At 52.6% G+C, this 17,689-nt stretch carries 21 protein-coding genes; 8 read left to right on the top strand and 13 right to left on the bottom strand.

All coding sequences use genetic code 11. The annotated features are described in order from the left end of the window. Positions 1–196: 196 nt before the first annotated feature. The 6 genes from ACOJWD_RS06385 to ACOJWD_RS06410 all read left to right on the top strand — a co-directional run bounded on the left by ACOJWD_RS06385 (position 197) and on the right by ACOJWD_RS06410 (position 5,942). Complete coding sequence (locus ACOJWD_RS06385; protein ID WP_486992389.1) at positions 197–616, top strand: hypothetical protein; 420 nt, start codon at positions 197–199, stop codon at positions 614–616. A gap of 153 nt (positions 617–769) precedes the next feature. Beyond that, the gene (locus ACOJWD_RS06390; protein WP_486992390.1) at positions 770–2,380 is read left to right on the top strand and encodes an APC family permease; all 1,611 of its coding nucleotides are present in this window, start codon (positions 770–772) and stop codon (positions 2,378–2,380) included. A gap of 112 nt (positions 2,381–2,492) precedes the next feature. Continuing rightward, positions 2,493–3,329 carry a DODA-type extradiol aromatic ring-opening family dioxygenase gene (locus ACOJWD_RS06395; protein WP_486992391.1) on the top strand — a complete coding sequence of 279 codons (837 nt, stop codon included), beginning with the start codon at positions 2,493–2,495 and terminating at the stop codon, positions 3,327–3,329. Between the two features lie 4 nt (positions 3,330–3,333). After that, complete coding sequence (gene pncA / locus ACOJWD_RS06400; protein ID WP_486992392.1) at positions 3,334–3,918, top strand: bifunctional nicotinamidase/pyrazinamidase; 585 nt, start codon at positions 3,334–3,336, stop codon at positions 3,916–3,918. 34 nt (positions 3,919–3,952) lie between these two features. Then, on the top strand, positions 3,953–5,212 hold the full coding sequence (locus ACOJWD_RS06405; RefSeq protein WP_486992393.1) for a sensor histidine kinase: 1,260 nt from the start codon (positions 3,953–3,955) through the stop codon (positions 5,210–5,212). After that, positions 5,199–5,942 carry a LytR/AlgR family response regulator transcription factor gene (locus ACOJWD_RS06410; RefSeq protein WP_486992394.1) on the top strand — a complete coding sequence of 248 codons (744 nt, stop codon included), beginning with the start codon at positions 5,199–5,201 and terminating at the stop codon, positions 5,940–5,942. The genes ACOJWD_RS06405 and ACOJWD_RS06410 overlap by 14 nt, the downstream gene beginning before the upstream one ends. Here the strand turns inward: ACOJWD_RS06410 and ACOJWD_RS06415 are convergent. Together ACOJWD_RS06415 and ACOJWD_RS06420 are read right to left on the bottom strand one after the other, a co-directional pair. Then, positions 5,935–6,366: a molybdenum cofactor biosynthesis protein MoaE gene (locus ACOJWD_RS06415; RefSeq protein ID WP_486992395.1), complete on the bottom strand. Its 432-nt coding sequence runs from the start codon at positions 6,364–6,366 to the stop codon at positions 5,935–5,937. The genes ACOJWD_RS06410 and ACOJWD_RS06415 overlap by 8 nt on opposite strands. A 1-nt stretch (position 6,367) precedes the next feature. Beyond that, entirely contained in the window at positions 6,368–6,610 is a 243-nt protein-coding gene (locus tag ACOJWD_RS06420; protein WP_486992396.1) for a MoaD/ThiS family protein, read from the bottom strand. A 46-nt stretch (positions 6,611–6,656) separates the two neighbouring features. Here ACOJWD_RS06420 and ACOJWD_RS06425 point away from each other — a divergent pair, with 46 nt between their 5' ends. After that, positions 6,657–7,502, top strand: coding sequence for a L,D-transpeptidase (locus ACOJWD_RS06425; protein WP_486992397.1), 846 nt, complete (start codon positions 6,657–6,659; stop codon positions 7,500–7,502). On the opposite strand, the gene ACOJWD_RS06430 is transcribed toward ACOJWD_RS06425, so the two are convergent. From ACOJWD_RS06430 to glnA, 11 genes are all read right to left on the bottom strand, one after another. After that, complete coding sequence (locus ACOJWD_RS06430; RefSeq protein ID WP_486992398.1) at positions 7,435–8,229, bottom strand: prolipoprotein diacylglyceryl transferase; 795 nt, start codon at positions 8,227–8,229, stop codon at positions 7,435–7,437. The two genes, ACOJWD_RS06425 and ACOJWD_RS06430, sit on opposite strands and share 68 nt — an antisense overlap. Positions 8,230–8,239: 10 nt before the next feature. Next, complete coding sequence (hemL, locus tag ACOJWD_RS06435; protein WP_486992399.1) at positions 8,240–9,526, bottom strand: glutamate-1-semialdehyde 2,1-aminomutase; 1,287 nt, start codon at positions 9,524–9,526, stop codon at positions 8,240–8,242. 53 nt (positions 9,527–9,579) lie between these two features. Further along, positions 9,580–10,644, bottom strand: coding sequence for a redox-regulated ATPase YchF (ychF, locus tag ACOJWD_RS06440; RefSeq protein ID WP_486992400.1), 1,065 nt, complete (start codon positions 10,642–10,644; stop codon positions 9,580–9,582). 74 nt (positions 10,645–10,718) lie between these two features. Continuing rightward, on the bottom strand, positions 10,719–11,645 hold the full coding sequence (locus ACOJWD_RS06445; RefSeq protein WP_486992401.1) for a hypothetical protein: 927 nt from the start codon (positions 11,643–11,645) through the stop codon (positions 10,719–10,721). A gap of 202 nt (positions 11,646–11,847) precedes the next feature. Next, positions 11,848–12,372: a sulfocyanin-like copper-binding protein gene (locus ACOJWD_RS06450; RefSeq protein WP_486992402.1), complete on the bottom strand. Its 525-nt coding sequence runs from the start codon at positions 12,370–12,372 to the stop codon at positions 11,848–11,850. 134 nt (positions 12,373–12,506) lie between these two features. Continuing rightward, the gene (locus tag ACOJWD_RS06455) at positions 12,507–12,686 is read right to left on the bottom strand and encodes a hypothetical protein (RefSeq protein ID WP_486992403.1); all 180 of its coding nucleotides are present in this window, start codon (positions 12,684–12,686) and stop codon (positions 12,507–12,509) included. Positions 12,687–12,756: 70 nt separating this feature from the next. After that, the gene (locus ACOJWD_RS06460; protein ID WP_486992404.1) at positions 12,757–13,209 is read right to left on the bottom strand and encodes an OsmC family protein; all 453 of its coding nucleotides are present in this window, start codon (positions 13,207–13,209) and stop codon (positions 12,757–12,759) included. Between the two features lie 20 nt (positions 13,210–13,229). Continuing rightward, positions 13,230–13,844, bottom strand: coding sequence for a PD-(D/E)XK nuclease family protein (locus tag ACOJWD_RS06465; RefSeq protein ID WP_486992405.1), 615 nt, complete (start codon positions 13,842–13,844; stop codon positions 13,230–13,232). A 74-nt stretch (positions 13,845–13,918) separates the two neighbouring features. Further along, complete coding sequence (locus ACOJWD_RS06470) at positions 13,919–14,629, bottom strand: metal-dependent hydrolase (protein WP_486992406.1); 711 nt, start codon at positions 14,627–14,629, stop codon at positions 13,919–13,921. A gap of 21 nt (positions 14,630–14,650) precedes the next feature. Continuing rightward, complete coding sequence (locus ACOJWD_RS06475) at positions 14,651–15,322, bottom strand: HAD-IA family hydrolase (protein WP_486992407.1); 672 nt, start codon at positions 15,320–15,322, stop codon at positions 14,651–14,653. 63 nt (positions 15,323–15,385) lie between these two features. Beyond that, positions 15,386–16,708: a type I glutamate--ammonia ligase gene (gene glnA, locus ACOJWD_RS06480; RefSeq protein WP_486992408.1), complete on the bottom strand. Its 1,323-nt coding sequence runs from the start codon at positions 16,706–16,708 to the stop codon at positions 15,386–15,388. Positions 16,709–16,833: 125 nt separating this feature from the next. Between glnA and ACOJWD_RS06485 the strand changes: the two genes are divergently transcribed. Continuing rightward, entirely contained in the window at positions 16,834–17,346 is a 513-nt protein-coding gene (locus ACOJWD_RS06485) for a DUF421 domain-containing protein (protein ID WP_486992409.1), read from the top strand. The last annotated feature ends 343 nt before the right edge of the window (positions 17,347–17,689 follow it).

Below are 17,689 nucleotides of genomic sequence, written 5' to 3' on the forward strand. Positions count from 1 at the left end.
CGCCGTGAGCGGTCGTGGAAACCACGGAAAGCCATGCAATATTACGAAAATCGTCGAGAGAGATCGCTCGTGTTCACTTAACGGGGGTTAGATCGGGACGACGCAATTTCTTTCCAATTCCCCGCGTTCGACGCTCGGCCGCGACCTGCACTTCTTTGGATCGCCATTAACCTCACTCGGGCCTCACAGTCTTTTTATGGAACAACGGTTTCGCCAGCTTGAGGACACCATTCATCTGACCGGAGCCCACTCTCTCCTAAACGCACAACTCATCCGGAGATTTGGTGAAGTGGCGCTGATGCGTGGTCATGAAGTCCACTTTTATCATGATGCCCTGTGGCCATCGAAGATTGACCACCTCATTATTCCCCATCTGCAACTGGGAGTCACCACGCAAGTGCCACCCCATGAACTCCCTTTTGGGAAACGACCGATGGTGCATCATATCGCCGAAACGCCTCTGCTCCCACAAGAATCCCCTGAAGGCATTGAAACCTGGTGGACAACTTACCAGAAATTCTATACCCATGCCTGGCAACTCATGGAGCAACTCGCCGACCTTAGTCATCCACCAGAATCCTTGCCATCACTCATGATTCATCGATTTCCCGCATAATGTCAAAGGTATCCGACCAAGCTCCCTGCCCCATGATACTCACACAAAAATACAGCCATTTCTTATGAGCAGGAATTCAGATTCTTTTGTCGAATACGATGTCAGCACTTCGCATTATTCAATCTATTATCTATAGTTAAAGGAGGACTCGCCTTGATTAATAAAGGACTAAAGAAAGAACTCAGTCTTTTAGACCTGACCATGGCATCATTGGGCGCCATCATTGGCTCGGGATGGCTGCTGGCTTCATTAGGCGCAGCGCAGGGCGCTGGACCATCCGCAATATTTAGCTGGCTCATCGGTGGCATTCTCGTCATGTTCATCGGTCTGGTGTATGCAGAACTGGGGTCTTTTATCCCGGAATCAGGGGGTATTGCTCGCTATCCGCAATATTCCCACGGACACCTGACCAGCTTCATCATGGGATGGGCTGCGTGGATTGCGTACGCCTCTGTGCCCGCCGTGGAAGCCGAAGCGGTTGTGACCTACGCGCAAAGTTATATCCCTGCGTTCAAAGCCGTCAATGGCAATATTTCCGCTCTCGGCCTCTTGGTGGCCGCCGCATTGATGGTGGTATTTTTCCTTATTAACTACTTGGGTGTGCGTACGTTTGCCAAGGTGAACACGCCCGTCACGCTATTGAAATTCGTCATGCCCAGCCTGACCATCATCATCTTTCTCATCGTGGGTGTCCATTGGGGCAATATCACCTCCCATGGATTCATGCCGTTCAAGAGTGCCGGTATGATGAAGGTCATCTCCACCACCGGAATTGTCTTTTCCTATTTGGGATTTCGACAAGCTGTGGATCTGTCGGGGGAAGCCAAAAATCCGCAACGCGACGTCCCTCGCGCCATTATTTATGCGATCCTGATTGGTATTTTACTCTATGTTCTATTACAGGTAGTGTTCATTACCGCCGTACCGCCGGGTGCACTGGCTAAGGGCTGGGCAAGCGTGAGCTATAGTGCCCCGTTTGCCCAGTTAGCCATTTCCATGAACCTCGGTTGGTTTGCGGTTCTGCTGTACGGAGACGCGATTTTATCCCCAGCGGGAACGGGCAATATCTATATCGCATCAACCACCCGCGTACTGTATGCCTTAGCTCGTAATCGCTATTTCCCGAAGGCGATGGCGCGTGTGGATGAGCGCACCGGAATCCCGGTGGTGTCTCTGGTCGTAGCGCTTATTATGGGTCTCATCTTCTTAGCACCCTTTCCGGCGTGGCAAGCTCTCGTGACAATCATTACTGGGGCGACCGCCTTTACCTATATGATTGGTCCGGTATCGGCCGCAGTATTCCGTCGCGAGCTTCCCGACGCACATCGACCGATTCGCCTGGGAGGATTCAAAATCATCTCTCCGATTGCGTTTATTGGGGCTTCCCTCATCATCTATTGGAGCGGTTGGACTGCGGACTGGAAGCTGCTTGCTACCATTCTGGTGGGGGTGGTTCTCTACTTCATCTTTAGCGCCATCATTCCTAATGAAATCGAACCCCCCTCGTCCCAATCGGTGAAGAGTGGCATCTGGCTGATTGTGTATCTGCTTTTCATGCTTGGCATGTCTTACTTCGGTTCGTCAGTCTTTGGGGCCCCTGTCAACCACGGCAAAGGACTCATTCACTATCCGTTGGACTTGGTCGTCATTGCTGTGGTCTCTCTGGGATTCTATTACTGGGGCGTCGCCAGCGGCTACAAGACCAAAGATGTCACCGAGGTTATCGAATCTCTTGAAGTCACACGCCAAGCAGGATCTCTCTAGTCAATAGGATACCGCGACAAAAATGCGGTCCTCCGGGGCCGCATTTTTCATCTCTTAGCCCACGGAATTTGATACCATGAGAAAAAGAGCTTTTTGAGGGGGAAACTATTTCATGCCACTGTGTGCTGCTGCTATAATGCCCCACGGTTCTGAAGCCATCGTAGAACTACAAAGCCCAAATCTCATGCAATTTGAAACGATCACTCAGGGGCTGAGCCGTGCTGCAGAAGCGCTCTCTCATTATCCGGCCACGACCGCGATTGTACTCACCCCCCACGGGATCCGTGCTGAAGGAAAGATGACCATTTCTGTCAGTGAGACGGTGCGCGGCGTCATCGAAGAGGGAGTTCAACGACTGGAGGAAACCTTCCCGGTCAACCAAGCCTTGGCACGACAGATTGCTGCTGACTTCAAGAGCGCCGATGTAGACAGCGCCGAACTCGCCTATGGGGCTTCGAGTGGTCCCTTTTGTCAGTTGCCGATGGATTGGGGAGCCCAAGTACCGTTGCACTTCTTGGCCGAGCGCCAGCCGAACCTCACCACGGTGGTCATGACCCCCAGTCGGCAGGTCTCCTTAAAAGAGCTCTATCGCGCAGGCGAGATACTCGCCCGCACCATTGAAGCTTGGTCAGAACCAGTGTGGTTGATTGCCTCAGCCGATATGGCGCATGCTCACGATCCTCATGGACCGTATGGATACGATCCGGCTGCCAAGGCCTTTGACTCCTGGTTTGTAGAGCAGGTCCGAACCCAAAATTGGGAGGCGCTTCTCACCGTCGACATGGACTTTGTCTCCCATGCCAAACCCGACGCACTCTGGCAAGCGGTCATTTTGGCGGGAGCCATTCAAAAGCGCTGGCAAGGGCTCGTATTAGGATACGATTGCCCAACCTATTTCGGGATGATGAATGCGGTATTTCTCCCCGAGCGACTATCTCAGGAGGTTTAGACGTATGAGCCATAGAGCGCTTATCCTGGTCGATCTGCAAAACGACTTTTGCCCGGGTGGCTCACTCGCCGTCGAGCACGGTGATGAGATCATGCCCACGGTGCAGAAATGGATTAATCAATCCCACGACAACGGCGATATTATTGTCACCACCCAAGACGCCCATCCGCTAAATCATGTGTCCTTCGTGGACCGCGGGGGAGAATGGCCGGCCCATTGCGTCATTGGAACCCACGGATTCGAACTACACCCTTCGCTCAATCTGCCTTCGGATACGGCCCATTTTTATAAAGGATTTGATCCAGACAAAGACGCCTATAGTGGATTTGAGGGATATTATGTGGACCCAGAGAGCCATCATGTCATTGCGACTTCGCTCTCGGACTATCTGAGTGAACGGGCCATTCGGGAAATTTTCGTGATGGGTCTCGCGACCGACTACTGTGTGCGCGCGACAGTACTTGATGGCCTCCGCCATGGTTTTACTACCTACTTGGTGAAAGCCGGTACCCGAGGCGTCAATCGCAAGGTCGACGACAGCGAGCGGGCATTGAAAGAAATGGAAAATCACGGTGCACAAATCGTCTAGCCTTCTTACACCCGCCCTGTGGGTGGTTTCTTGGATGCTTTTAGCCATACCGGTGGTGCTGCGACTCGCTTATCCCTGGGCTATTCCGCTCATGGCCGTGTCGCTGATCCTTGGAGTCATTGCGATGGAGCGCACCTGGCATTTCTCCACCATAGCGCATCAATGGCATACCACCGGCCCTGACCCAGCCGAAACTACTTTTCAAATTGGCAACCAAGCGTTGCCTCACCTAAGACAAGGATTGAATCGTGAGGCCGCTCAACACTTAGCCGATATCATCCAACGCACCGCCGAAGTGGATGCGGTGGCCATTACCGACACGCACATCGTTCTTGGCTGGTCAGGTAAGTCTTGCCCTCAGCACCTTCCGGGCAGCATTCTCTCCGAAACCACCCAGCACACCATTCGGGACCGCGTCACCCGAATCCTTGACACCTCGGAACTGCAGGGATCCTACGACGAATGCGACTTAGGTACGGTGGTCATCGCTCCATTAGTCTCCCATGACCAATCGGTGGGGTCCATCAAACTCTATGTCGCCTCCCATCAGGTGCTGCCGAGTCGCATCGTGCAACATGCGGAAGGAATTGCCCAAATGCTGTCCCTCCTCATGGAAGTGGTAGAAGCTGACCGACAACGTACTCTGGCAGCGGATGCCCGTCTTGAAGCGCTACAGGCGCAAATTCGTCCCCACTTCCTCTTCAATGTCCTCAATACCATTATTGCGTTTTCCCGCACCGATGCCGATCGCGCGCGAGATCTGCTCATCGAACTGGCGGGCTTTTTTCGGCGCTCCCTGCAACACCGTGGACCTACCATCTCTCTCAAGGACGAAATCGAATATGTCACCACCTATTTGCGTTTGGAATCGGCTCGATTCGGCGATCGCTTACGTTATCGGGTACGTGTCGATCCGACCGCAACCGAAATATCTGTCCCCATCTTGACCCTGCAACCCTTAGTCGAAAATGCCGTGGTACACGGCCTCGCCCACCGGGAAGAGCCTGGTCTGGTAAGTGTGACCGCGAGACGTCAGGGCGATCGACTGATAATATATGTATCAGACAACGGCACGGGGATCCCCCATGCGAAGCAGTATGAGATCTTTGAAATGGGACGAGGAAGCGGCATGGGACTCGGGCTGTCTAACGTCGCCGAGCGCATGATGGGACTATATGGTCCCCACTATCACCTCCGGCTCAGGTCGCGCGAAGGCCGAGGCACCACGGTGCGTCTGACCATTCCCATTAACCCCACCAATCTCGAGGAGGATCCACCCCATGACGCCACTTAAGGCCCTCATCGTGGAAGATGAAGCACCGGCGCGCATGGAATTGCGCTATTTGTTAGCGCCGTATCAAGACAGTATTCAAATTGTGGGCGAAGCGACACATGTGGCTGAAGCACGCTCTCTCATTGCGGCCATTGACTACGATGTCATCTTTCTTGATGTCTCGATGCCGGGTGAATCCGGGATGGAGCTCGGAGCAGAGCTCAAACGCAACAATCCCGAAGTACAATTGGTCTTCATTTCCGCCTATGAGGAGTACGCGCTAGAAGCATTTTCGGTTCAGGCGACCGACTACCTTCTTAAGCCAGTCAGTCCTCAGCGCATCGAGGAAACGGTACGCCGTCTTCAACCAAGACTCCCGGGAAAAAGTGCCGCGGTACCCAGCGATGATCATGTATTGCTTACTTGGGTGCCCTGCGATCAAAATGGCCACACCGTCCCGATCCCCACCGAGGACATCATCTATGTAGTCGCGGAACAGGACTCCATTTTTGTGGTCACGCGCGATGGTCGATGGCCCACCCGATTCACCCTGGGAGAGCTCGAAACGCGCCTTCCGCAAGGCTTTATTCGCACTCATCGCAGCTATATTGCCCAGATGCGTCACGTCAAAGAAATCATGCCCTATTTCAACGGCACCTATATGCTCAAAATGAAGGATCGGGCAGCCAGCGAAGTGTTAGTCAGCCGAGCCAATGTGAAGCGTATCAAAGAGGTCTTTCATCTCAATTAGACGATTCTCGTGGGTCGTGGTGCCAACCCGCAGGCCCATCGGCCCACCGTTCCTTTTTCCAAATGGGCACACGCCGCTTGATTTCATCAATCCCCTGGTGACAGGCCAACATGGCCGCCTCACGATGCGCGGACGAAATGGCGACCACGACCGCAACCTCGCCCAGTGTAAGCTCTCCGGTCCGATGAATCATCACCACGTGGCTTACGCCAAATCGCTCTTTTAACTCCTGGCCGATCCGCCCCATCTCCATTTCGGCCAATTCCGCATAGGCCTCATAAAATAGCCCCTGACTTTCGCGCCCGTCAAAATGGTTACGCACCGTCCCTAAAAACAGTGCCTCTCCACCAGTGGCAGGATCGCTAATAGCATGAAGAGCCTCTTCAACCACAATAGGTTCATTCTGAATTCGATAGATATCCATCCTATCCTCCACTCACCGGCGGTATCACCGCAATTTCATCCCCGTCCTGAAGAACGTAGCTGCCATCAACCCACTGCGCGTTAGCGCTAAATAAATAGCGCGACATCTCTTCGCTCAGCGCTTGCGATAATTCCGCAGCAAAAAAACTCTGCAGCGTCGTTCCGGGAATTACCACAAATTCCTTTTGACGCCCGTTCATACGATCTGCCGCATATGAAAAGAATAATACCCGAATCCGCATCATGGTCCCTCCCAAGGTACCAAGACTATAACACAATAAAGGAGCACCTATGCACTCAGCCACACGCATTGGGTGGTTGGCGATCATGGCTCTTCTCGTCACCACCGTACAACTACAGCATTCCTATTCCCATAATAACCTATCGGTTGGCGTCTCGCGTTTACGGGTTCAGTTCATCTATCCGAAGGCCAAAGTAGGAGTCAAAGAAGCGATCGGCCTCCACACGAGTGTCCCTACCACTATCTCCGTGGTGAAACAGCATCTTTATGACTCTCCCCATCTTCCCATCCGGGTGCACCAAATCTCAGCCACTCGGTTTTCTCTTAGCCCCAAAACCATCTGGCCCGCAGACGCTCACGTGATTTTGGGATTTAGACCAGGGACTCATGAGGCCACGCTTGTGACCGATGACCACCGCGAACTCCGCATAGACCTTGCCACCCAGACACTATTCGCCCTCAAACGTCACCGAATTATTCGGGTTCTCTCGGTATCCACTGGAAGTCCACCAGACTGGACTACCCCCACGGGGACTTTCTGGATTTATAAGAAAGTGGAAGATGATCACATGGTAGGAGGGAAGGGAAGTATCCATTGGGACGTACAGCATGTTCCCTATGCGCAATATTTTACCGGAGCGGTGGCGCTGCATGGGGCTTGGTGGAACCATACGTTTGATCGTCCCGTAAGTCACGGATGTATCCAAGTCCCCACCGCGCACGGCCCCAAAGGGCCAACTGGCGATCCCCCGGATGCCGAATGGTTGTGGCATTTTACAGACGTCGGGACCCCAGTAATTGTGTATGGGAAAACTCCCGAGCCTCCCGCTACGAACCCTCTACCGTATCCACCAAGTGCTCGCGCGCTGACTGTCTCCAAGTCCTCCGCATCATAATTCCTGTGAAGATCATAATGGGCGGAGTGAACAGTTGCATCAAGGTGAGAAAACCAATGCCCCAATGTGGATTAATGTAGTGAATCAGATAGGTGGGATTATCCCGCGTGGTTTCACCAATAAATCCCCGAAGAATGGCGTAATAGAACATGGCAGACCAAAACTGATACCCGGGAGGCGGGGTCCGATGACGCTCGATCCAAAAATACCGAATGATGAGGATCACGCCAATGCTGGAGCCAATTAATTGCTCGGGCCACCGTCCAAATCCTAATTGCGTCATACGCCCCAACACCTCATGGTTGAAAATGTTGCCAATTCGCACCATAAAAATGCCGAGACCAATGCCAGGCACTAACCAGTCGACTAAGTGATTAAAGACTAAGGGCTTATGACGCAGTTGAATCCAGAGTGCCAAGATGCCAAATCCGACCGCACCGTCGTAGGCCAATCCGCCATCCCAAATGCGAATAATTTGCATGGGTGTCGTCCAAATCCATTGAGGATCGTTGGCCAACACAAAGACCACACGTGCGCCAATGACACCCCAGAGAATCGTCCATAAGGTGATGGTCGATAATCGGTCAGGATCTTCACCCAATTGCCGTCCGCGCTCAATGAGGTACCAACCGCCCCCTAAGATGGCCAACACCATAAAAATCCCGTACCAGTGAACTCCAATTGGGCCTATCTTAAAAGCAAATGGATGCAGCCGACTAATATACATAGGTCACTCCTTATAGTTGACGGAATACCGCGTCTGCAGCCTCAAGCGTTGCCTCAAGATCTTGGTCGCTATGAACATGCGAAGGAAAGGCGGTTTCGTATTGAGACGGCGGCATAAATATGCCGCGTTCTAACATGCCATGGAAGTACCGCCGATAGTGAGCGACATCGCACTCTTCCACTTCACTAAAATTGGTCGGGGGCGTCTCCCGGAAAAACAATGTAAACATCGCACCCGCACGATTAATCGATGCGGCAATGTGATGTCGTTTCGCGATGGCCAAAAGTCCATCCACTAATCGGCCGGTTTTCTCAAACAAATCCGGATAAAACCGCTCCGAATCAAGCACCTCAAGTTGCGCAAGCCCTGCAGCCAACGCCACCGCATTCCCCGAAAACGTGCCTGCCTGATATACCGGACCCAAAGGGGCAACCAGTTCCATATACTCCTTGCGCCCCGCATAGGCTCCGACGGGCATACCAGCTCCAATGACTTTGGCCAGGGTCATTAAATCTGGCGTCACTCCACGCGCCTCCGCTACGCTGCCATCGGCCACACGAAATCCTGTCATCACCTCGTCACTCACGAAAAGCGCTCCGTAACGCGTGGTGAGTTCCCGAATTCGTTCTAAAAATCCAGGCTCTGGCAATATTGTTCCCATATTTCCCGCAATCGGTTCCACGATGACAGCGGCAATCTCCTGACCACGATCCCGAAATACCGATTCCAAGGCGTCTTGATCATTGTAGGGAATCGCTATCGTGAGCTCGGCAATTTCTGAAGGAACCCCGGCCGAATCAGGAACCCCCAAAGTAGCTGCTCCTGATCCAGCGCGAATCAAGAGAGAATCATGATGTCCATGGTAAGAGCCAGTAAACTTGACCACCCGTTTTCTGCCGGTCGCTGCCCGCGCGATGCGCAAAGCCGTCATGGTCGCCTCGGTTCCGGAGTTTACCAGACGAATCATGTTCACACTCGGAATTTTCTTTATCACCGCTTCTGCCATGGATAGCTCGAGCTTCGTGGGTGTCCCGTAAGACAATCCGCGGGCCGCCTGATCGATCACGGCTTGGACGACGCTCGGATAGCCATGCCCCAAAATGAGCGGTCCGTATCCCATGACGTAGTCAATGTACTTTTTACCCTCTTCCGAGAGCAAGTATGCCCCCCGGGCTTCACGGGTAAAGAACGGTTCTCCGCCTACCCCGCGAAATGACCGCACTGGGGAATTCACGCCCCCTGGCATCCATTCCTGAGCCTGTTGCCAGAGAGTTAGCTTGTGATCGGTATCTTCCATCAAGGACAATCCTTCCATTAGGTCTTTGGTCTCTTAATGTTTAGCTAGGCTTACTATACATTAAATCGGAAGTTGACGATATCTCCATCCTGCATCAGGTACTCTTTTCCTTCTAAACGCACTGCACCGGCCTCGCGCGCCTTCACCATATTCCCGGACTCTTTCAATGCCTCATAAGCCACAATCTCGGCGCGAATAAACCCGCGTTCAATATCGGAGTGAATCTTCCCGGCGGCTTCTCGCGCCCGTGTCCCCCGTAGAATCGTCCAGGCTCGCACCTCATCCTCACCGGCTGTGAGAAACGACATCAGCCCCAGATGATCATAGGTCGCCTTTGCAAGACGTTCTGTCCCCGTCTCGTCAAGTCCCAAATCACGCATAAATTCGAGCCGATCCTCGGCATCCAACTCAGAAATCTCTTGCTCCATCTCTCCCGCCATAATCACTAAAGGGATGTGCTTGTCACGGGCTAGCGCTTCAATTTCTGCCCGATCAGGATACTGAAGATTCTTAAACGACTGGTCATCCAAGTTCAGCAGCCACACGGTCGGCTTGAGGGTCAAAAATTGATATCCACTGATGAGACGTCGATCCTCCTCGGTGATATCAATCTGTTCTAATCGCTGGCCGGCTTCGAGAGCCCCATACAAGATCTCGAGCAACTCCAATTCGTGGCGATTCTCGGGTGTTAATTTTTTGCCACTAGTGAGTCGTGCCCGGCGCTTTTCCACCAAGTCGAGATCCGACAGTCCCAACTCCAGTTCCATATCTTCAATATCTTTCAGTGGCGTAGCCATTTCCCCCAGTTCCGAGGAGAATCCCCGCACCACATGAATCAGCGCATCCACCAGCCGCACATCATTTAAAAAACGATTAGGGCCCTGGGATTCGCCATGGGCAAGGCCAGGCACATCCACCACCTGCAATTGAGCGGGCGTCACCTTCTTGGGCTGATAGAGCTCCTGAAGCCATTCCAAACGTCTGTCCGGCACTGGCGCCAAACCGCGACGAGACTCCGCCTTGCCACCAAATGCGCTGGTTTCTACATGAGAATTGGTCAATAAGTTAAAAATTGTTGTTTTTCCTGAACGCGGTAAGCCAATTAACCCAATATCCACTCCGGTCCCCCATTTCCTGTTCCGATTATACGAAACCGAAGGATGCGCTACAAGGTGACCTTATTACGGCCAAATCATGAGCCGACGGGTGTCATCAGATGGGCCAACTGAACTGCATTAAAATGAGTATCATAGATGAAATAGCGCGAGTTACCCATGATGTAACTGGCTTCAGAGGGTTTATCGGTCCCGAGCGCAAAAGAGGCGTGCCCATCGTGCCCGGGGAGTGAGAGACCTTTTAATGTGAGGGCTTCCTGTCGAGCGGCATCAAGAGACGCTCCCCATGATTCCCCCATGGCGATAAGGTTCATGGTCCATCCATCTTCCGACCAGGTGAGCCAATTCCCACTTTGGGTCTCGTAGGTGGTGGCGCGAATACCGGGCATCAACAGGACGTTCTCGGGAGTAACGGTCGGGAAGTTGGGGTACAAGGGCATGACAATGTCTCGCGCATGGAAGGGAATCGCGGCGGGCATGCCCTCAATTTCCCCCAAGAAGTGATGCTGGCCATACGCAATGGACGGAGAATTCGCTGGCAGAGCGGATCCTTCGCCTAAATTCAGGGTATATCCGTTGCCGACGTGAAACATCACTTCGAGCGGACCGTCAACGGATCCATTGAGATTTTTCGGTAAATAGAGCGGGGTAGCAGAACGGTTCGCCATATAGTGACCCACGCTCGCTAACACCTCAGAATACCCCGTGTAACGAGAAGGTAAAAGCTTCGGCGATACAATTTTGGGCTTAGCAACAGCGCTCAGCACAGTGCGAGTGGGACTAGGTGTTGTCTGCGACACTGCCGAACGACTCTTCGTCTCGACGGTTTCCGTGCGATGAGTCTCATCGGTGGGAGATTCTCGTAACGACTCCATTCTTAATCCGGTCCGGGCACCTTTTGTTAAAGGACGAGGTGTCAACGATGGCATCCTCGCTCCTGTCCATCCGCCTGCCATCATTGTCATGCCCACCACTATCGATGCCATCATTAGCTGTGATTTCATGGGCGCCTCCTTGGATGTCCTCTCTCCTAAAAAACGCCAATGAGCGTCCATCGGTTACAAAAGAGCTCGTAAAAGTTCATCGAATGGTGTCGATCGCGACATCTGACGAGGGCCAGATTAGTGGGACAAAGACCTTACGCAGGAAAAACCGCTACCACCTCAAGAACACCGACGGTAGCGGTTGCCACAAGAAATTTTTCTTTTATGATTGCGTCGTAATCGATGGCGTTCCCGAAGAGGTCACATTCACGGGATCAGCCACATTGCTCACCGGTCGGAGGTCGTTTCCTCCCCACAAGATATCTGAAAGAGCATACTGTCCTGTACGATTGGCCGTGAAGGTGAAGGTTTGCGACTGTCCCGGCAGCAATCCTCCGGTAGCCGTGGCCAAGGTTGCGCTATAGGATTCGCCCGAGTTAGGGAATGCTAAGCGGTGTCCGTTATAGATGCCCATGGACTCCGGAAACGCGGCTTGATTAACAAAGTCCATCGTCACCTTATAGCCGACAGGGATATTAAACGCTAAATGATCAATCGGTTGCCCATCGATGGTTGTGGTCGACTGAGGTAGACCAGTCCCGGCCAGCACTTTGAATTCGACCGTTTTCGCACTTTGATTGACCGTCATAAACTGAGACGTCGATACCTGCTGCGTTCCGCAACCAGCCGCTACGATCGCCACGAGTCCTAGTGCGGCGACTCCGCCCAATGTCACTTTTCGGGTCATCACTCTCGCCTCCCAATTGTCGTCTATTTTCGACAATTACTCTATCACAGAGGCGCCCGCTAAAGGCGGGCCAATTTGTGGATAAGACAGCAAAAAGCCCCAAAGGTGCCCTCACCTTTGGGGCTTAATCGGGTCTACGACGGGCTTTCTTCCTCTGCAGCATCGTGGTGCAAATCGTTTTCCAAGTTCTTCACATCACGATTAGGAAATGTGGTGCTGTTCAAGTCGATGCCCAATTCGCGAGCCACTTCTTCTTGAAATTGTTGCTGTGTGAATCTTTTCAGCGACTCGTTCAGATTTTGTCCCTCGGCCACCTGCGCCCCCTCCCTTCTTGGGAGAAGCATGCCCAACCACCGGGGAAAATTTTCTGGCAATCCTTACAACCTAAGCCGCGCCACCCTGACTGAGACTTTTCACAGTCGTACCGTTGAGAATGACTTCGGCGTCGATGCGCGCACTCAGTGCCAGCATGGCGGAGACACTGCAGTACTTTTCCTGACTTAAGGTCACCGCGCGAATCACTTTATCGGCGTCATCACTATTCCCCTCAAAGCGATACTGCATGCTAATGTGCTCATAAACTTTGGGGTGCTCGTCGGTTCTCTTTCCTGAAATTTCGATATCAAACGACTTGAACTCGACACGCATTTTGTTCAAAATGGATACCACATCCATTCCGGTGCATCCTCCCAACCCGACGAGAACCATTTCCATCGGGCGAATTCCTGTATTCTCTCCCCCTACATCAGGAGACGAATCCATCATGACCTGATGCCCAGACCCGCTCACGCCCTCAAAAGCCATCTTTCCTTTAAATGTTACTGTCGCGTTTGGCATCGTTCTATCTCCTTTGCTTACTACACAATTTCTGCCGTTCGGGCAAATACTGTCTCTTGCGGTATTTCCGGGCTAGGATCCCACTCCGGATGGGCCATCACCGCTTCATCTCGCGCCGCTTCTGTTTTAAAGCAGCGTTTCCAGCGATCGCATGAGCGACACCCCGCGCTAATTTCTCGACTCGGCAAGGCATGCTTTTGTTGAAAATCTTTTGCCAATCGAATACGCGCGTCGATCCATGCCTCCCATTCCTCATTGCGCAACACCTGGAAAATCCGCCGTGCTCCTGACCCCCGAGAATCTACCACCAAACTCCCCCCAGCGAACCCACCAACCATCAAATAAAGGTGCAATTGCGCCCAATGGCTAAGAAACGGTCCTGCCAACTCCATCATTTGGAATCGGTCTTCAGATACCGTTTTATACTCCACCACCCAGGAGCCTCGCTCGGTCGCCAGCAGCGCATCCATCCTCCCGGAGACACCTCGGTCGCTATCTTTGATAGAGACTTCGACTTGGGCCATGGCATAGTGCGACAAGAGCTGCTCTTGAAATACCTTGTGCAGCCGCGATCCTTCGCGCATCGCCTGTTGACTTTCCGGATCGATCACGCGGCCAAAGCCTAAGATATCCATGACCGCGTATCGAAGGCAGCTACCGGCTAACGATGGTGGAAAAAGTCTCGGAGCGCGGTGCTTATCAGGACTTTTTATCGACATTGCCCGCCGGGTTCGAGGGCCATCACTTCGATGGACTCTCCAGACAATAGATCCTTGAGAGCCTCTGGGGTGCCTGCGAGTGCTTCAAAGGTGCCGTAGTGCATGGGAATCACCATCCGCGGTTTAAGAAGCTTGGCAGCATACGCCGCCTCTTTGGGACTCATCGTAAAGTGACCCCCGATGGGCAATAACGCAATATCCGGTGCATAGAGGTCGTGGATAATGCTCATGTCCGAAAACACATTGGTGTCTCCTGCGTGATATATGCTAAGACCATTCTCCAGCGTCACGACAAACCCCGCAGCCTCACCACCATACACGGTAGTTCCATCAGCCGCGCTAATGCCCGACGAATGATCTGCATGAACCATGGTCACTTTAATATTGCCCAACGTGACGGTCCCGCCTTTATTCATGCCAATGGTGTTTTTCACACCTTGGCTTTCCAAAAAAGCACCAATCTCAAAGTTACTAATCACGGGAGCTCCGGTGCGTTGCGCCAACTCCGCGGCGCTGCCCATGTGATCAAAATGGCCATGCGAAATGAGGATCGCGTCCGCCTTGTCCAGGGCGTAATAGGTCTCTGGGCACTTGGGGTTCCCTTCTAACCACGGGTCCATAACAATGTGCTTATGTTGAGGGGTTTCCACCAAAAAACTCGCGTGTCCGAGCCAAGTAATTGTCGCTCCATCTAACTGCATTTCATCATCCCTCCAATGGTATCATGATACATCATGCGCCCAGGACAAGAGCGTCTCAACAATCCTAGGCCAACTGTCAACCACATCCGCTGCCCCCGCTTCGCGGAGCGCCGCTTCAGAAAAGGTATTATACACCAACCCTAATGGCCGAGTCCCGGCCTCGCGACCCGCCCTCATATCGTAGGGACTGTCTCCCACATATGCCGCATATCGTGGTTCTTTACCCATGAGGTGTAATGCATGCTCAACCGGTTCCGGATGAGGCTTATGATGCTCTGTGCTATCAGAGTGAACAATGACCTGAAATAGGTCCAAAAGGCCAAATTGGCGAAGACCATGCGCGGTCAAATCGTAGCGCTTTGACGTCACAATTCCGAGCGGATGGCCCGCATTAAAAAGTGTTTGCAGCCCTTCTGCCGCTCCTGGCACGACCGTGACCAGTTGATCGTGAAACACTTCATTATGTTCACGATATACCCGCACTAATCGGCCAACCATCTCGTCAGAAGCCGTAGGACGCATAATACGGAACTGGTCCTCCAATGGGCGACCAAAGTGCAGCATCAACTCTTCGCGGCTCACCGTTTCTTGGAGTTCTTCTTGAAACGTGTGAATAAAACTCTTCATAATGAGGTCCGTCGTATCCAAAATGGTGCCATCGAGATCAAACAAAAATGTCCACACGGGTTGCATATCCCTCCGCCGCCTTTTTATCATATCATGTTACCAAGATTTAGGAAGGAGCGACTGCATCCACTAATAGAGTGTGAGATACTGCTCAAGTTCCCATTCGTGCACTTCATGGCGATAGATATCCCATTCTAACCGTTTGGCTTCGAGAAATCGCTGGGTAATATGATCCCCTAAGGCGTCTTGCACCACGGCATCATTTTCGAGATAGTCCAAGGCTTCTTCTAAGCTTTCCGGTAAATTTTCGATACCTAAATCGCGCCGCTCCGACTCATGCATACGGTAAATATTGCGCGTAATCGGCGCGGGCATCTCATAGCGATGCTTGATTCCGTCAAGACCGGCCTTAATGGTCACGGCTAAAGCCAGATAAGGGTTACAGGAGGAATCGGGCGAACGCAATTCAATGCGGGTCGACTCCCCTCGGGACTTCGGCACCCGAATCATGGGACTGCGGTTTCCCGTGGACCAGGCAATATAGACAGGGGCCTCGTATCCGGGAACCAACCGCTTATAGCTATTAATGAGAGGATTGGTAATGGCGGTAAATCCCTTAGCATGTGCCATGAGTCCAGACACATAACGCAGTGCTACGCGACTCAGGCCGTTGGGCTGCTTACTATCGAAAAAGGCGTTTCCGTCAGCCGCCATCAATGACTGGTGCAGATGCAATCCCGATCCATTGACGCCAGCAATCGGCTTCGGCATAAATGTGGCGTGAAATCCATGTCGATGGGCCATTGTGCGTGCCACGACCCGGAAGGTGACCATGGCGTCGGCCGCAGCCAAGGCATCTGCATAGCGAAAATCAATCTCATGTTGTCCTGGAGAGACTTCATGATGAGTCGCTTCAATTTCTAGACCCATCTCCTCTAGCGCTAACACAATATCTCGGCGCGCGTCCTCTCCCATATCATGTGGCGACAAGTCAAAATACCCCGCTTGATCGGTGGTATGGACCGTGGGCTTTCCCTCGGCCGTCATCTGAAACAGAAAGAATTCGGGTTCCGGCCCGACTTGCAATGAATATCCCATGTCCTTCGCCTCTTGCAACACCCGCTTCAGTTGGCTCCGAGGGCACCCGGCGAAAGGCGTCCCATCAGGATTCTTAATGTCACACAACAGGCGAGCCGTCAGTCCCTCACGGTCAGTCCAGGGAAGCACACGAAAGGTGTCCAGATCGGGCTGAAGATACATGTCAGACTCTTCAATGCGGACAAATCCCTCGATGGACGATCCATCAAACATGACCTGGCCGTCAAGGGCCATATCGAGCGCATTCACGGGTATCGCCACATTTTTTGCGACTCCTAGAATATCGGTAAATTGCAATCGGACAAATTTCACATTTAACTCACGAGCCTTTTGGAGCACCTCAGCTTTGGTCATCGTGACCTCCCTCTCTTCCTCTCATATTGTAGCAAAATGGCCCTAAAGTCACGCCCAGAGGCACGCATAGACGCGTCAAAATTACCCATGCTAAAGAGTGTCAAAATAAAAAGGAGGCCAACCTGGTGGAAGTGGTATCACTCGTGGGCCGCACGGCACTTCTCTGGCTTACCGCTCTAGTCGTCTTTCGATTCATGGGGAAACGAACCTTAGGCAAAATGGGACCTTTCGACTTCGCCGTCGCTATCATGATTGGAGAGGCGGTCGCCATTGGGATGGAAGACACCCATACCCCGCTTATCAACGCTATCGCTATCACGTTCGCCTTGGGCGTGCTGCAATGGCTTCTGACCTGGCTCAATCTGCTCTTCCGATGGCTAGAGAAGCTGACTCAAGGATCGTCGGCGCCAGTGGTGGTGATTGGGAAAATAAACGAAAAGTTACTACGGGCCGAACGGATGTCCAAGGCCGACCTCTTCATGGAACTCCGACAAAAAGATGTGAAGTTACAAAATGTCAAGGAAGCTCGACTGGAACCGACCGGAAAACTGTCGATCATCCAAGCATCGGAAAGCGACAGTGCCAACACTAAGACGAAGACGTCTTCATCGTCGTCCGACAACACGCCAAATGGCTAGAATAGTTATGTGACGGAATTTCTAGATAGTCACTCAGAGATCCCTGTTGGCGGTAGGCACTCACGGCGAGAGATAAAAAACCGAATACGCAAGGGGTTCCCATTGAAGAACCTTAAAGCGGTTGCCGCCCGCGCACTCCTTGCCGGGCCGGCGATGCATCGCACGCCTTCCCGTGTCAGATGGGAGGAATCACGGTTACGAAAGGGGCAATCTCATGGTAAGAAACGGGCACCATTGGTCTCTTGCTCAAAGCGCCCCTGGCACTGAAACCCGCAATTTTCATAAAGGCGGATGGCCCGGTGATTAAATTCGGCCACGTGAAGGACAAAAGCTTTCGGTGAAC

This window comes from Sulfobacillus sp. TH-112 (genome assembly GCF_057473405.1).

Excerpts from the sequence above, each read along its gene's own strand:
- ACOJWD_RS06460 (WP_486992404.1), bottom strand. The coding sequence starts at position 13,209 with ATGCCAAACGCGACAGTAACATTTAAAGGAAAGATGGCTTTTGAGGGC.
- ACOJWD_RS06425 (WP_486992397.1), top strand. The coding sequence starts at position 6,657 with ATGCACTCAGCCACACGCATTGGGTGGTTGGCGATCATGGCTCTTCTC.
- ACOJWD_RS06420 (WP_486992396.1), bottom strand. The coding sequence starts at position 6,610 with ATGATGCGGATTCGGGTATTATTCTTTTCATATGCGGCAGATCGTATG.
- pncA (WP_486992392.1), top strand. The coding sequence starts at position 3,334 with ATGAGCCATAGAGCGCTTATCCTGGTCGATCTGCAAAACGACTTTTGC.
- ACOJWD_RS06465 (WP_486992405.1), bottom strand. The coding sequence starts at position 13,844 with ATGGATATCTTAGGCTTTGGCCGCGTGATCGATCCGGAAAGTCAACAG.
- ACOJWD_RS06410 (WP_486992394.1), top strand. The coding sequence starts at position 5,199 with ATGACGCCACTTAAGGCCCTCATCGTGGAAGATGAAGCACCGGCGCGC.
- ACOJWD_RS06395 (WP_486992391.1), top strand. The coding sequence starts at position 2,493 with ATGCCACTGTGTGCTGCTGCTATAATGCCCCACGGTTCTGAAGCCATC.
- glnA (WP_486992408.1), bottom strand. The coding sequence starts at position 16,708 with ATGACCAAAGCTGAGGTGCTCCAAAAGGCTCGTGAGTTAAATGTGAAA.
- hemL (WP_486992399.1), bottom strand. The coding sequence starts at position 9,526 with ATGGAAGATACCGATCACAAGCTAACTCTCTGGCAACAGGCTCAGGAA.
- ACOJWD_RS06475 (WP_486992407.1), bottom strand. The coding sequence starts at position 15,322 with ATGCAACCCGTGTGGACATTTTTGTTTGATCTCGATGGCACCATTTTG.
- ACOJWD_RS06405 (WP_486992393.1), top strand. The coding sequence starts at position 3,953 with ATGCTTTTAGCCATACCGGTGGTGCTGCGACTCGCTTATCCCTGGGCT.
- ACOJWD_RS06430 (WP_486992398.1), bottom strand. The coding sequence starts at position 8,229 with ATGTATATTAGTCGGCTGCATCCATTTGCTTTTAAGATAGGCCCAATT.
- ACOJWD_RS06415 (WP_486992395.1), bottom strand. The coding sequence starts at position 6,366 with ATGGATATCTATCGAATTCAGAATGAACCTATTGTGGTTGAAGAGGCT.
- ACOJWD_RS06385 (WP_486992389.1), top strand. The coding sequence starts at position 197 with ATGGAACAACGGTTTCGCCAGCTTGAGGACACCATTCATCTGACCGGA.
- ACOJWD_RS06470 (WP_486992406.1), bottom strand. The coding sequence starts at position 14,629 with ATGCAGTTAGATGGAGCGACAATTACTTGGCTCGGACACGCGAGTTTT.
- ACOJWD_RS06445 (WP_486992401.1), bottom strand. The coding sequence starts at position 11,645 with ATGAAATCACAGCTAATGATGGCATCGATAGTGGTGGGCATGACAATG.
- ACOJWD_RS06450 (WP_486992402.1), bottom strand. The coding sequence starts at position 12,372 with ATGACCCGAAAAGTGACATTGGGCGGAGTCGCCGCACTAGGACTCGTG.